Here is a 14,077-nt window from a genome sequence, read left to right on the forward strand (position 1 = left end):
GCTATTTTTGGATCGCGGCCGCTTGCCATCCAAGCGGCCGCCCTTTTCCACCGATCCTGCTTTAAGCCGGTTGCAACTCCCTGCGCGGCAGCGGCGGGAAGGCGATCGCAATCGCCATCGCGCCAAGCCCGACAAGGGCCGAGCCGATGAACAGCCAGGAATAGCTGGCATAGGCATCGAACACCATGCCGCCGGCGAGCGGGCCGAAAGCCATGCCGAGGCTGGACAGCATGGTTACTGCACCGAACACCGTACCGAGGATGCGCTGGCCGAAATATTCCCGCGCCAGCACCGCATAGAGCGGCATGACGCCGCCATAGGTGGCGCCGAAGATGACGGCGAGCGTGTAGAATTGACCAAGCTCGCTGACCGCCAGATAGGCTGCGATGACCACGGCCTGTATGGCCAGCCCGGTGATCAGCACCGGCTTGACGCCCAACCGATCGGCAAGCACGCCGTAAAGCAGCCGGCCACCCAGCCCTGCCAGGCCCTCGATGCTGTAGATGCTGACCGCCGCCATCGGCGCTATGCCGCACAGCATGGCATAGCTCACCATGTGGAAGATCGGCCCGGAATGCGCCGCGCAGCAGGCAAAGAAGGTCAGTCCCAACACGATGAATTGCGGCGAGCGCAGCGCCTGCGGAACCGTCATGCCGGCACCCTCGGCGGGAACGCTTGGGGCAGCGCCGTCGGCAGCGGGCTTGGGCGGCTGGCGCACCAGAAGCGCGGCCGGCAGTAGCAGCACCCACGCGGTTATGCCGATGTCGAACATTGCGGTGCGCCAGTCGTAGGCCGAAATCAGCCAGCGGGCGAAGGGCGAGATGGTCATTGGCGCCACGCCCATGCCGGCCGAGACCAGCGAGACGGCGAGGCTGCGGTTCGTGTCGAACCAGGCGGAGGTCAGCGCAATCATCGGCGCGAAGAAGGCGCTTGCCGCGAGGCCGACGAGCACGCCGTAGGCCAACTGGAAAACGAGCAGCGAACCGGTGCGGCTGGCCAGGACCAGCGCCAGGCCGAGCAGCACGGCGCCGGTCATGACGACGATGCGGGCGCCAAAGCGGTCGTAAATGGCGCCCCAGGCGAAGCCGCCGAGGCCCATTACCAGGAAGTTCAGCGTCATCGCACTCGATATGCCGGCGCGCGACCATTGTGTGTCAAGCGCCATCGGTTCGAGAAAGATCGCCAGCGAGAACATCGCCCCGAGGGCGACACAGGTCATCAGCGCACCAGCCGCGACGATAACCCAACGATAGGGAAGGCTCATTTCACTTTTCTCCCATGCCGGAAGCGTTGATACGGCACGACCTTTTCGAGCTTCGCCGAGCCGCTTGCGTCCGAAGGACGTTGGATATGTCATGAATCCGACAATCCGGTTGCATTTTTTATCCAGTCGGCGCGATGGCGCCATTCCACGGCTTTCTGGATTGACCGCGCACCATTCGAAGCTAGATTTCCAACCGGCGATCAGGAGCTGTCAAGCATGGCAAATCAGGAACTTCATCGCGGGCGTCTCATCGACCACCTCCATCTGGTGGTCAGGGATCTCAAGGCCAGCCGTCGTTTCTACGAGGCGGTTCTCAACGTGCTCGGCATACCGATCGGTGGCGCCGGCAATGATTATTTCTGGGCCGACGAGCTGTTCATCTCCAGCCCCGACAGCCCGGCGGCCCTGGGAAAGCTGACCGGCCGCCACCACCTGGCCTTCCAGGCAAATGACCGCGCCATGGTCGATGCCTTCTACAGGGCCGGGCTTGAGGCCGGCGGCACCGACAATGGTGCGCCGGGCGAGCGATCCTACCATCCCGGCTATTACGCCGCCTTCCTGCTCGACCCCGACGGCAACAACATCGAGGCCGTCCACCACGGCGCGGCCAACCGCAGCGCCGATTCAGTTAAGATCACGTTCTAGCTCTATGGACAGGTAACGAAGGCGGGGGTCGCTTGTGCTACTAACAGGGTAATCTCGAAGCCGCCGCTGTCTTTGCCACGGAGCCCTGCGCTATCGCGCCAGCGCCGCCATTTGGCCCGCAAGGAAGTCGACGAACAGCCGCGCCCGGACCGGTAGCTGCCGCCCGTAGGCATGGACGATGTGCACCGGCATGGTCCGCATCGCCACCTCGGGCAGCATGCGGACCAGGCGGCCCGTGTCGAGATCGTCCTGCACCGCAAACTGCATGAGATGCGCGATGCCGGCGCCGGCAAGTGCGGCATTGCGGATGGCGCCGCCGTCATCGGTATCGAGCCGCCCATCCGGCACGATCATCGTACCGTCGGCAAATGTGACCGGATAAGGCCGGCCAGCCATCTGGTGGCGGACGAATTCATGGTCCCGTAAATCCTCGACCGATGCCGGACGGCCGCGCCGCTCGACATAGGCCGGTGAGGCCACCAGCATGATCGGCAGATTGGCGATCTTGCGCGCGACGAGCCCGGTGTCTGAGAGCGGCCCCATGCGCACCGCAACGTCATAGCCTTCGCGGATCAGATCGGCGTGACGGTCGGTGACGCTGAGCTCCAGTTTGACTGCGCCGTGCTGCGCAAGGAACGCTTGCGCCCATGCCGCGATCAGGCCACGCCCAAGCTCGACCGGCGCTGTAACGCGCAGCAGGCCGCGCGCCGTATCGGCCATCTGAACGATGTCTTCGGCATCGTCCAGCGCCCTGAGCAGCGGCGCCACGCGCTCGTAATAGACGATGCCTTCGCTGGTGAGCCCGAGCCGGCGCGTCGAGCGCTGGATCAGCCTGACGCCGAGCCGACGCTCGAGCCGCGCCACGCTTTTCGACACTGCCGACGGGCTGGAGCCGACCAGCCGGCTGGCGGCATGGAAAGAGCCGGCATCGACGGTTCGGACGAAGGCGACGAGACCGGCGGTCTTTTCGAGGATGGTGGTCATTCCGGAATTCCAGGAACGAAAGAACGGATTGTGGGCACCATAATACGCGTTTCGATCATGATTAAATACCGCTCATCGTCAACAAAGGAGAGATTTGATGAGCAAGCTGAACGGCAAGGTCGCCATCGTCACCGGCGCCTCCAACGGTATCGGCGCCGCCATCGCCAAGAGTCTTGCCACGGCCGGCGCCGCAGTGGTCGTCAACTACGCCTCGTCACGGGAAGGCGCCGACCGCGTCGTCGCCGAGATCGAGGACCGTGGCGGCCGCGCCGTCGCCGTCCAGGGCGACGTGTCGCAAGCGGCTGATGTGCGCCGCCTGTTCGAGGCGGCGAAATTGGAGTTTGGCGGGCTCGACATACTGGTCAACAATGCCGGAGTCTTCGCATTCGAGCCGCTGGAAGCGGTTACCGAGGCCGAGTTTCACCGCGAGTTCGACACCAATGTGTTGGGCATCATTCTGACCACGCAAGCAGCAGTGAACCATTTTGGCGCGGGCGGCGGCAGCATCATCAACATAAGCTCGGTCGCCAGCCGCAATCCGCAACCGAACTCGCTCGTCTACGCCGCGACCAAAGGTGCGGTGGACACGATCACGCTGTCGATGTCGCGGGAGCTCGGCGCACGCAACATCCGCGTCAACGCCATCGCGCCCGGCGGCATCGATACCGAGGGCCTCGCGCGCATCGGCATCGTCGGCAGCGAATTCGAGAAGCAGATTATAGCCATGACGCCGCTCGGTCGCTTCGGCCTGCCCGACGACGTCGCCCGCGTCGCGGTGTTCCTCGCCTCCGACGAAGCGTCCTGGCTGACCGGCGAGCGCATCACCGCCTCCGGTGGCTGGCGATAGGCATGGAGGGCGCGAACCTGCCGGCTCGCTGACCGTGCTACCCGCGGCGCGACGCACTGCAATCGATGACGAGAGCGATCTAAGCCCTATGTAGCAGCGAGGAAGGAGCGCCGTGCGCCATCGATGACGGCGAGATGCCAGGGAGGTAACGGATGACGGGCGACGAAACAGCAATCCGAAAGCTGGTCGAGACGTGGATGGATGCGAGCAAGCGTGGAGACATCGCGACCGTCCTCAGCTTAATGACGGACGACGCGATCTTCATGGTTCCCGGCCGGGAACCCTTCGACAAGGAGATCTTCGCGGCAGCCGCGCGGGAGACGGCCGGCGTTCATATCGACGGCACGAGCGATATCGTGGAACTACAGCTTCTCGGCACTTGGGCCTTCATCCGCAGCCGCATCAATATGACCGCGACCCCGCCGAATGGCGAGCCGGTCCATCGATCGGGATATGCGCTGACGCTCCTGCGCAAGGAGGCGGATGGTGAGTGGCGGCTCGCACGCGACGCAAACCTGCTGACCCAGCAAGGCTAGAGCCGGTCTCCGGCATCGCTGCACCTGAAGGCGCGCCAGGGGGGAGCGATTAGATGGCGAAGATGCGATGCAGGTCGCCCTGAACAGCGTTCCCCTCCTCTACCCGATCACACCGGCAAAAGGGCGTTCGGCTTGACATCGGCGATGGAGGCGAACGTGTGCGTTTCGCGCACGCCGGGCAGCGGCAGGATGACCCGCTGCAGGAAATCCTGGAACACCGCCATATCGGCGATCCGCGCCTTGACCAGATAATCGAAACCGCCAACCACCATATGGCACTCCAGAACCTCCGGAGCTTTCGCCACGGCTTCGGCGAAGCGGTCAAAGACATGAGGCGCCGTGTGGTCAAGCCGGACCTCGATGAACACCAGCGTTCCCCGGCCGACCTTGCGCGGATCGAGCATGGCCCTGACCGCGGTGATGAACCCGTCGCGGAACAGGCGCTTAACCCGCTGGCTGGTTCCGGTCGGAGACAGCCCGACACGCCCGGCAAGATCAAGCGTCGTCCGGCGTCCGTCTTCCTGGAGCAACCGGAGCAGGCTGCGGTCTATCTGGTCGAGGTCGCTCATTTCACAATCCACGCTATCTAAGGGATTTGCGTGTTGATTTCACGCAGAGACACCGAAATCAACGTATTTCACAACATAAAACCTCGCAATAGCCTGCGCTTCCCTCACCGCTGAAAGCAAACGTGGTGAGCCGATTTCGAACACAGGAGTGCAGGATGACCAAGGAAGCGTTCAGCCCAGCCGGCAAGAGTGCGGCAGAAATCAGCAAGGGAGCGACCGAGATCCTGGTGCTGAGCGAAACCGATGTGATGGAATGCATCGACCTCAGTCAGCTTCTCGATGTTCTGGAAGACGGCTTCAAGGCGCTGTCACAAGGCAGGGTCGTCAATCCACCCCGACCACAGCTCGACATCCCCGAGGCCGGCTACAGCCTCGCCATGCCGGCCTGGATGGAGGGCATGAACCTGACCGTCAAGATCGTCAACGTCTTCGAAGGCAACCTGGCCAAGAACCTGCCCAGCCACCTCGCCACCATCACCCTGTTTGATCCGCTGTCCGGCCTGCCGGTGTGTATCATGGACGGCACCTTCATAACCGCGGTGCGGACCTCCGGCTCCGCCGTGCTGTCGGTGCGCACGCTTGCCCGCAGGGACGCCAGGATAGCGACCGTGGTCGGCGCCGGCGTGCAGGCCAACCAGCACCTGCATCTGTTGCCCTTGGTGCGCGACTTTGCCGAAATCCGTGTCGCTTCGAAGAGCTTCGACGATGCGGCAGCGCTTGCCCGGCTGCATCCGTCGGTGGTGGCGGTCGCCGATCTCGAGACGGCAGTGCGCAGTTCCGACGTGGTGTGCCTGGCGACCCACTCCTACCAGCCGGTGATCGACGCAGGCTGGGTCCAGCCGGGCACGCATGTCTCCTCGGTCGGGGTGGCGCCGCCCGGCGGTGAAATGCCGATCGAGCTCATCGGCAGATCCAGTCTTTTTGTCGAAACCAAGGATGCATTCAAACCGACCCCGGTCGGATCTTGCGAGCTTGCCGGCTTCGACCCGGATTTCGGCACCGAGCTTGGCGCCATGCTGCTCGACCGCGCGCCGGGCCGCGTTTCGGATCAACAGATCACCACCTACAAGGCGATGGGCATTGCGATGGAAGACATGGTCGCTGCCGACCTCGTCTATCGTTGCGCCCGGCGTCTGCGCAAGGGAAAGCTCATCGTGCTGTAGGGGCGCGCCGCACGCCAGGCGGGATCGACGGTGCTGACAATGGCGCTTTCGCGCAAGCGGCCGGGCTAAAGGCCGGCCCCTCAGGCCGGCTCGCGCTTCAGCGCCTGCGCCATGCAGTGAATGCCGCCGCCGGTCTTCGAGATCTCGCTCATGTCGATGGCCGCCACCTCGAAGCCGCGCGCCTTGAGCTGGCCGATCAGCGTCTGGCTCGAGGTCGGGGCGATTACCCTGTCCTTGCCCAGCGACATGAAGTTGCAGCCGAGCGCCATAGTATCCTGGAACGGCACGTCGATGATCTCGTGGCCCTTGCCCTTCAGCCAGTCGACGATGCCGGGCTCTGTACAGGCAAGGCAGACGGCGGTCAGCTTTTCGGCGATCGGCACCACCATCAGGTCGATATGGACGTAATACTCGTCGATGAAGGCGATGCGGGTCTCCCAGCCCTCCTTGTCGAACCAGGCCTGGACCTGGCGCGCGCCCTCCTCCTGCGTGCGGGCGCCACCGCAGCCGATCAGCACGACGCCGTCCTCGATGACGTTGAAGTCGCCGCCCTCGAACGTGCCGGCGGTGACCATATCATAGATCGGGATGCCGAGCTTCTCATAGGTGCGGATCGCCGCGTAGTTCTCGCCACGCCGCCACCATTGCGACATGGCGGTGATGATGGCGCCGTACGGCGTCATGACGCTGGAATCGCGCGAGTAGACCTGCATCGGCAGTTCCGGCGTCGGCTCGTGCCAGTGGATGTTGACACCGAAATGCTCATAGGCGGCGACCAGGTCCTTGTGCTGCGCCTGCGCGATCTGGACGTTGCATGGCGCTTCGCGCAGGTGCTTGCGCGACAGCGAGCTGGTCGAGAGATGGCGCAGGAAATTCGGCGAGCCGAGCAGCACGTCGGTCAGCACGTCGGTCTCGTTGGCGAAGCCCCAGGCGGTCAGCGGCTTGGTTCCGCCGGCCGGGTTGCGGTGCTGCAGCGAAAACGGCTCGGCGACGATGCGGTCATGGACGGTCATGGGGTTTCTCCTCGTGAAGGGCGGCTTGGTTGATCATGCGGCTTGGTTGCCTGGTATCCACCAATCCCGTCCGCGCGGGGTGGTGATGTATTCCGGCCAGCGAAATCCGATGGGCGGATCGTAGTCGCAGAGCGGCGCGATCCAGTTCGAGCCGCCGATGCCGCCGCCGGTGCGGGTGACGAATTCATCCATCGCCGCGTCGCGCGCAGCCTCGTCTTCCAACAGGCGAAGTGCTGCCAGCGCGACCGTCTTTGCGGCGCAGATGACCATCGGGTCGATGGTGGCAGAAATGCCGCCCAGCGCATTCATAGCCCAGGACGGAAACGCGTGGCCGTTCTCGGATCGCAGCGCCGGCCGGGCGACGTAGAATCGTGCCGTCGGTGTATGCCACGACATGTCGGTGTAATCGTCAGAGGTGGAATTGAGCTGCCAAGGCGGCAGGTCGCGGCGCAGGAGCGCCTCGGCCGCCTGTGGTGCAATCAGCCGGTCCAGTTCGTCGATGAATGGTTCCTCGGTCGCCTCGCCCCCGGCATTGAGCTGGACTTCGCGGGCGATCGCCTTGGCCGTCTCGTCCCAGCACGGCGGCCCGACCGCCGCCAGCGCGTCGAAGGCAATACCGGCCATGACGTGATTGGCCAGCCCCGGCCGCGACTTCGACACCCAGTGCCGCTCATGGCGGCAGCCGCTCATCCTGGCTGCGGCTTCCGCATTGCGGTCGAGCACGGCGGTGACCTGCTCGGCCATCGCCAGCGTCGGCACGCGGATCATGTACTGGATCTCGGCCAGCCCGGCCGGCAGATTGTCGGCGGTCGCCTGGCCCGCCGTCAGGATCGCCTCGCTGATCGACCAGCCGCCCTGATGCGGCAGCATGGAATCGCGCAGCGCCTTGGACGCCATATACATCATCATCAGCGCGTCGTTGGCGCCGGGCGCCCTGACTGCCGAATGCGCCTGCGGGATGGGTGCTGCGCCGCCTGCCGCCCTCGCCCAATGTTCCGGCTCGTCGCACACAAAGCGGTAGATCATCGCATAGGCCGCACCGCAATGCGTATCCCAGCGCGCGGTATTGCAGAGCGGCAGCATATAAAAAGGATGGAAGGAGACCATGCCCGCTAGCCCATCGTAATAGCCCTTCGCGGCATGGATCGGCTTCGACCCGCGCACCTTCTCCGCCGGCTCGCCGGTGAAGCGCAGCGTGCCTGATATGCCGTGGCGCTGCATCGCCGCCTTGGTCGCCAGCAGCCCGCCGAGGCTGGCAATGCCGAGGCCGGAATGCGGATCGGTGTGGCCGCCAGCCTGTTCGCCGAGGCCCGGGCGCGGTCGCTTCACCGTCGCAGCATCCTGGCAATTGCCGGGCACTGCATCATACTCGGCATACAGGCCGATGGTCGGCCCCGCGCCATTGGCCCAGTGGGCGCAGAAGGCGGTCGGCATGCCGCCAGAACCTTCCTCGACGGAAAAGCCTTCGTGCTTCAGATGCTCGACATACCAGGCGGCCGACTGGTATTCGCGCCAGGCGGTCTCGCCGAAATCGAAGATCGCCCGCGTCCACGCCGATAGCGACGGCTGGATGTCGTCCAGAAAGGCAAGTGCGGTCACTTGCGCGGAGGTCACCGGTTTCTCCATGGCGGAAAGAAAGCAGTGAAGCGCCCCGCCAAAAAGTGATATGTTTTCCCGGCTCATGCAAATTCGGTTCACCTCTTGAGAATTCCCTCGACGCAGGCGCTGCGCGCCCTCGACAGTTTTGCCCGCCACGGCAGCGTCTGGCGCGCCGCCGACGAACTGCATCTGACCCGCAGCGCAGTCAGCCATCAGCTTCGCCTGCTCGAACGCGATCTCGGCTTCGACCTGCTCGAGCGCATTGGCAAGGGCGTGGCGCTGACGCCGCGCGGCCAGCGCTATGCCAGCGACGTGCGCAAGGCGCTGACGGTGCTGGGCGACGCGGTGACACGCCATGCCGGCACCGGCATCGGCGGCTCGTTCAGCGTCAGTTGTACGCCGGGTTTCGCCTCGCTGTTCCTGTGCACCCATATCGGCGAGTTCCGGCAGATGTACCCCGATGTCGCGCTGCGCATCCTGACGCCGCGCCGTCTCGACGACGTGAGCAATGCCGAGGCCGATGCCTTCATCGCCTTCGGCGTCGGCAATTGGCCAAACCGCGCGGTCGAGCTGTTGTGCGGGATCTCCTTTACGCCGCTGTGCAGCCCGACGCTGCTCAACAAGATCGGCGGCTTCTCCAAGCCGGCCGACGTGCTGCGCGCCAATCTCCTGCATCTCGGCGATACCGAGGACTGGGCGCGCTGGCTGGCGCTGTCCAAGGTCGAGAACCCCGACCCGGAAGGCGGCATCTTCTTTTCCGACATGAACCTGGTCTTTTCGGCGGCGATCGCCGGCCAGGGCATCGCCATGGGCGACGAGCTGACCAGCGGCCGGGCACTGAGCGAAGGCCGGCTGGTCCGCCCCTTCGACATAGCGATCAATTCACCGCGCTCGTATTTTCTGGTTTCCGAGCACGCCAAGGCGGCGCATCCGGTGCTGGAGGCGTTTGGGCGGTGGCTGCGGTCGAAGCTGTCGGAGAACCAGCGTTAATCTCCCCCCTCGAGGGGGAGATTGGCGCATAGATGAATCAAATTTGCCGATCAGGCGAAAACTATTCGGTTGCGGTGAGCCGCCGCCCTGCCTACGATTTCGGCTACGCTAAGGAAAGGGCAGGATGCAGCAACCCGGCCGGGCCGCAGAGATCAAGGCAATCGGGATCGGCAAGAGCTTCGGCTCGTTCCGTGCGCTGGACGATCTGACGCTCGATATCGGCCGTGGCGAGTTCCTCACCCTGCTCGGCCCCTCCGGTTCCGGCAAGACCACCTTCCTGATGATCCTTGCCGGCTTCATTCAGCCGACCGACGGTCGCCTTTACAGCGACGGCGTCGACATCACCGAGCGGCCGGCCGAGCAGCGTGCCGCCGGCATGGTGTTCCAGGGCTATGCGCTGTTCCCGCATATGAGCGTCGAGGCCAACATCGCCTTTCCGCTCAAGGTGCGAAAGAAACCGGCGGCCGAGATCAAACGCCGCGTCGGCGAAATGATCGAGCGCGTCGGGCTCAAGGGCCACGAAAAGAAACTGCCGTCGCAATTGTCCGGTGGCCAGCAGCAGCGGGTCGCACTGGCGCGGGCGCTGGTGTTCGAGCCGGGCGTACTTTTGCTCGATGAGCCGTTTTCAGCACTCGACAAGGGCCTGCGCGGCCAGATGCAGGCCGAGATGAAGCGGTTGCACCAGGAGACCGGCACCACCTTCGTCTTCGTCACCCATGACCAGAGCGAGGCGCTGGCGTTGTCATCTCGCGTCGCCATCTTCAACCACGGCAAATTGCTGCAGGTCGGCGCGCCGGACGAGGTCTACGACCGGCCGGACAACCGCTTCGTCGCCGAGTTCCTGGGCGAGATCAACATGCTGCCGCTGAAGGGCGTACGCCCGGCCAACAATGGCTCGACGGGCCTCTGCGAAGACCGCGCGATCAGCATGCGCTGCAAGGCCGAGAAGGTCCGGGGCGACGCCATCCTGGCGATCCGGCCCGAATACATGTCGATCGCCCGCGAAGCCGCGACAGGCGAGAACGGCATTGCCGCGACTGCCGTCGCCTCGACCTATCTCGGCGCTGCGACGCGGCTCGATCTGACGACGCGGCAAGGCGCCAAGGTGACGATCTCTGTGCCGAACGAGGTCGCCGCTTCCGCGCTCAGCAAGGGCAATTCCGTCTGGCTGACCTGGCCGGCGGAGAAAGGCTTCCTCCTTCCGAACGGAGGACAATGACGATCGGCGCGGCGAATTCGCCAAGCTGACTTTCAGGAAATATCAACGACAAAAAAGGGGAACTGACATGACAAACCAAACCAAGAAAAATTCCATCGAGGCGCTATCCGCCAGGGCAGTGCGCGGCGAGATCTCGCGCCGGCAGTTTACGCAGCTGGCCGCACTGGTGCTGGCCGGCACGCCGATGCTGCTGCGCTCGACCGGCGCCTTTGCCGCGGCTAAGGAACTGGTGCTCGTCAACTGGGGCGGCGACGCCATTACCGCCTATGACGCGGCTTACGGCCAGGCCTTCACCAAGGAAACCGGCATTGTCGTTAAGATGGACGGCTCCGGCCCGACCGAAGGCGCGATCGCGGCGCAGTTCAAGAGCGGCGCCCCGACCTGGGACCTGGTCGACGTCGATCCGTTCTCGGCCATCACGCTCGGCGCCCAAGGCATGCTCGAGCCGATCGATTATGCGGTCGTCGACAAGAAGAAGATGCGGCCGGGCTTCGGCTGGGAATACGCCGCCTCGACCTATTTCTTCTCCTATGTCATCGCCTATGATGCCGAGAAATACGGCAGCCAGGCACCAACCGGCATGGCCGACTTCTTCGACGTGGCAAAATTCCCCGGCAAGCGCTCGCTCTACAAATGGGGCGTGTCGAGCTGGGAAGCGGCACTGCTCGCCGACGGCATCGCACCGGCATCGCTCTACCCGCTCGACCTCAAGCGCGCGCATGACAAGATCGCCGCCTTCAAGGAAAACGTCGTCGCCTATTGGGGTGGCGGCGCCGAAAGCCAGAGCGTGCTGCTCAATGGCGAGGCCTCGATGGCGATCGTCTGGTCGACCCGGGCTTCGCTCATCGAGCAGGATTCCGGCGGCAAGATCAAGTTCATCTGGGACCAGGGCCTGATCTCGCCCGGCGCGCTCGCCGTGCTCAAGGGCAATCCCGGCGGCAAGGACGCGGCGATGAAGTTCATCGCCAGCACCCAGGACCCGGAGAAGGAACTCATCATGTTCGAAAAGCTCGGCCAGGGTCCGGCCAACCCGGCCACCGATGCGCTGATACCCGCCGACAAGAGGCGCATCAATCCGGTCGATCCCGAGAACATGAAGAAGCAGATCCCGCTCGACATGGATTGGTACGCCAAGAACTACGGGGCGGCACTCGACGAATACACGAAGATCATCTCCGCCTGACAAGCCGGGATAACCGGATGAGAGCATACCTCTCCGACAGGATGGGCGCGGCGCTGTTGATGGCGCCGCTGCTCCTCTTTCTTGTGCTGGCCTATGCCTGGCCATTCCTTGGCGTGGTTAAATGGAGCTTCACCCTGCCCACGCCGGGGCTGGGGCAGTACAATGCGCTGCTCACGGATCAGTTGGTGCAGTCGGTCTTCATCCGCACGCTGCGTATCGCCGCGATCGTGACGATCGTTTCGGTTGTCGCCGCCTACGCCATCACCGTTGTCTGGGTACGCGGCACGCCGGTGCAGCGCGTCGTGGCCGAGTTCTGCATCCTGGTGCCGTTCTGGATCTCGGTGCTGACGCGCGCCTTCGGCTGGGTGGCGCTTTTGTCCAATCGCGGCCTGATCAACACCTGGCTGCAGGCGGTCGGCTTCATCTCAGAGCCGCTGGCGCTGGTGCGCAACGAGTTCGGCGTTATCGTCGGCATGACGCATTTCCTCATTCCCTTCGCCGTGTTTCCGCTGGCCTCATCGATGCGCAGCCTCGACGACCGTGTGCTGCTGGCGGCGCGCGGCCTCGGCTCCAGCCGTATGCGCACCTTTTGGTCGGTATTCGTGCCGATGACCAGCTCCGGCATCATCGGCTCGGCGCTGATCGTCTTCGTCTTTTCGCTCGGCTTCTTCGTCACGCCGGCGATCCTCGGCGGCGGCCGTAGCGTGATGATCGCCGAGCTGATCTACCTTCGCATCTTCCAGAGCCCGGACTGGGGCTTGGGCGCCGCAATCAGTGTCGTGCTGGTGCTGTTTGTCGGCGCGCTGATGGCGCTGCTGTTCCGCTATATCAGACCCAAGCAACTGGTGTAGCGCGATGCCGACCTACCGCCCCGGTCCCGTCTCGCTGGTCCTCGCCGCCCTCGTCGCGCTGTTCCTGCTGCTGCCGCTGCTCGCCGTCATCCCGGTATCGCTGACGCCGAGCCGCATGCTGGCGATGCCGTCGGGCGAATTGTCGCTGCGCCATTACCGGGCGCTGATCGAGGATCCGCGCTGGATCGATTCGATCCTGCTCTCGATCAGGATCGGCATCGTCAGCAGCGCCTTTTCCACCGTGCTGGCGCTCTGCTTCAGCCTCGGCATCTGGATGTTCCAGCCGCGCTTCACGGCAGCATTGGTCGGTTTCGTGCTGCTGCCGATGGTGGTGCCGCCGGTGGTCTCGGCAATCACGCTCTACTTCCTGCTGACCTCGATCTCCGGGTTCTCGTCGTTCTTCGGCTATGACACCTGGCTGGGTGTCGTCATGGCGCATGCGGTGATGACGGTGCCCTTCGCCACGGTGCTGATCCTGGTGTCGCTCAGCCAGCTCGACCGCCGCATCGACCTCGCCGCCCGCGGCCTCGGCGCCACCGTGTGGGAGCGCGCCACCCGCATCATCATGCCCAACATCAAGTTCGGCATCGTCACCGCGGCGTTGTTGTCTTTCGTGCTGTCCTGGGAGGAGATCGGCGTCACCCTGTTTATCACCTCGGTCAACGCCATCACGCTGCCGCGCTTGATGTGGATGGGCCTGCGCGACAACATCGACCCGGCGATCGCCGCACTCTCGGTGATCCTGATCGTCATCACCGTGCTGGTGCTTGTGGCGCGCAGCGTCGTGGTCAGGCTGCGCGAGGCGCAGTGAGGGCCGCCTCACGCCGTGGTGACTGGCGCGAATGAAACCTTGCGCTACGATTTTCGTTATAGATGGTTCAACACGTCGAGGGCTCTGCCATGAACCAGGGATGGTTTGCCAAGCCGGTTGCGGTTGCGGTCGGCATCGTGGGAGATATCCGCAACATTTCCAACGCACGGCAGGCTGTCGAGTTGCTGGAAGCCCACTGGCGTGACGCCGGCAGCGCCAAACACGGCTTGGCGCTGCGCACATGCCGCCGTGCCATGAGTGACGACCGCTGGACCGAAGCCGCCAGGGACGCGTTCGTCGAGGCCGCGCGGGAAGCGCATGTCCTGGTCGAGCGAGCCGTCGAACCGGAGAACCGGTCCAGGCAGGCGGGACCGTGATCGATTTTTGAGAGCTCGGTGGTCCG

Annotated in this window: 15 protein-coding genes; 10 read left to right on the plus strand and 5 right to left on the minus strand. The window is 64.4% G+C overall.

Annotation, left to right across the window (positions count from 1 at the left end):
- Window positions 1-61: 61 nt before the first annotated feature.
- Window positions 62-1,264 carry an MFS transporter gene (locus tag NKH90_RS27465; protein WP_352822171.1) on the minus strand — a complete coding sequence of 401 codons (1,203 nt, stop codon included), beginning with the start codon at window positions 1,262-1,264 and terminating at the stop codon, window positions 62-64.
- A 216-nt stretch (window positions 1,265-1,480) separates the two neighbouring features.
- Between NKH90_RS27465 and NKH90_RS27470 the strand changes: the two genes are divergently transcribed.
- Window positions 1,481-1,909 carry a VOC family protein gene (locus tag NKH90_RS27470; RefSeq protein ID WP_352473742.1) on the plus strand — a complete coding sequence of 143 codons (429 nt, stop codon included), beginning with the start codon at window positions 1,481-1,483 and terminating at the stop codon, window positions 1,907-1,909.
- Window positions 1,910-1,999: 90 nt separating this feature from the next.
- Here NKH90_RS27470 and NKH90_RS27475 read toward each other — a convergent pair whose 3' ends face one another.
- Window positions 2,000-2,893 carry a LysR family transcriptional regulator gene (locus NKH90_RS27475; RefSeq protein ID WP_352473744.1) on the minus strand — a complete coding sequence of 298 codons (894 nt, stop codon included), beginning with the start codon at window positions 2,891-2,893 and terminating at the stop codon, window positions 2,000-2,002.
- Window positions 2,894-2,990: 97 nt separating this feature from the next.
- On the opposite strand from NKH90_RS27475, the gene NKH90_RS27480 reads away from it, so the two are divergent.
- Window positions 2,991-3,740 carry an SDR family NAD(P)-dependent oxidoreductase gene (locus tag NKH90_RS27480; RefSeq protein WP_352473745.1) on the plus strand — a complete coding sequence of 250 codons (750 nt, stop codon included), beginning with the start codon at window positions 2,991-2,993 and terminating at the stop codon, window positions 3,738-3,740.
- 152 nt (window positions 3,741-3,892) lie between these two features.
- A complete protein-coding gene (locus NKH90_RS27485) occupies window positions 3,893-4,276 on the plus strand; it encodes a YybH family protein (protein ID WP_352473747.1) in 384 nt (127 codons plus the stop codon).
- Between the two features lie 107 nt (window positions 4,277-4,383).
- Here NKH90_RS27485 and NKH90_RS27490 read toward each other — a convergent pair whose 3' ends face one another.
- Complete coding sequence (locus tag NKH90_RS27490; protein ID WP_023677275.1) at window positions 4,384-4,845, minus strand: Lrp/AsnC family transcriptional regulator; 462 nt, start codon at window positions 4,843-4,845, stop codon at window positions 4,384-4,386.
- Window positions 4,846-5,000: 155 nt separating this feature from the next.
- Here NKH90_RS27490 and NKH90_RS27495 point away from each other — a divergent pair, with 155 nt between their 5' ends.
- Entirely contained in the window at window positions 5,001-6,008 is a 1,008-nt protein-coding gene (locus NKH90_RS27495) for an ornithine cyclodeaminase family protein (protein WP_352817112.1), read from the plus strand.
- Between the two features lie 80 nt (window positions 6,009-6,088).
- Here the strand turns inward: NKH90_RS27495 and NKH90_RS27500 are convergent, their stop codons facing one another.
- Window positions 6,089-7,021 (minus strand): dimethylarginine dimethylaminohydrolase family protein, encoded by a 933-nt coding sequence (locus tag NKH90_RS27500; RefSeq protein WP_023677273.1) that lies wholly within the window; start codon window positions 7,019-7,021, stop codon window positions 6,089-6,091.
- A 33-nt stretch (window positions 7,022-7,054) separates the two neighbouring features.
- A complete protein-coding gene (locus tag NKH90_RS27505; protein ID WP_352473793.1) occupies window positions 7,055-8,647 on the minus strand; it encodes a zinc-binding metallopeptidase family protein in 1,593 nt (530 codons plus the stop codon).
- 75 nt (window positions 8,648-8,722) lie between these two features.
- Here NKH90_RS27505 and NKH90_RS27510 point away from each other — a divergent pair, with 75 nt between their 5' ends.
- The 6 genes from NKH90_RS27510 (at window position 8,723) to NKH90_RS27535 (ending at window position 14,051) form a co-directional block, all read left to right on the plus strand.
- Window positions 8,723-9,610 (plus strand): LysR substrate-binding domain-containing protein, encoded by an 888-nt coding sequence (locus NKH90_RS27510; protein WP_023677271.1) that lies wholly within the window; start codon window positions 8,723-8,725, stop codon window positions 9,608-9,610.
- A gap of 124 nt (window positions 9,611-9,734) precedes the next feature.
- A complete protein-coding gene (locus NKH90_RS27515; protein ID WP_023677270.1) occupies window positions 9,735-10,829 on the plus strand; it encodes an ABC transporter ATP-binding protein in 1,095 nt (364 codons plus the stop codon).
- A 67-nt stretch (window positions 10,830-10,896) separates the two neighbouring features.
- Window positions 10,897-12,012, plus strand: coding sequence for an ABC transporter substrate-binding protein (locus NKH90_RS27520; protein WP_023677269.1), 1,116 nt, complete (start codon window positions 10,897-10,899; stop codon window positions 12,010-12,012).
- 17 nt (window positions 12,013-12,029) lie between these two features.
- Window positions 12,030-12,863, plus strand: coding sequence for an ABC transporter permease (locus NKH90_RS27525; protein ID WP_352473751.1), 834 nt, complete (start codon window positions 12,030-12,032; stop codon window positions 12,861-12,863).
- A gap of 4 nt (window positions 12,864-12,867) precedes the next feature.
- Window positions 12,868-13,674: an ABC transporter permease gene (locus NKH90_RS27530; RefSeq protein ID WP_352473752.1), complete on the plus strand. Its 807-nt coding sequence runs from the start codon at window positions 12,868-12,870 to the stop codon at window positions 13,672-13,674.
- Window positions 13,675-13,763: 89 nt separating this feature from the next.
- Window positions 13,764-14,051, plus strand: a complete 288-nt coding sequence (locus NKH90_RS27535) for a DUF982 domain-containing protein (protein WP_352473753.1) — start codon at window positions 13,764-13,766, stop codon at window positions 14,049-14,051.
- Window positions 14,052-14,077 lie beyond the last annotated feature (26 nt).

This window comes from Mesorhizobium sp. M0898 (assembly GCF_040319695.1).
GTDB lineage: Bacteria > Pseudomonadota > Alphaproteobacteria > Rhizobiales > Rhizobiaceae > Mesorhizobium.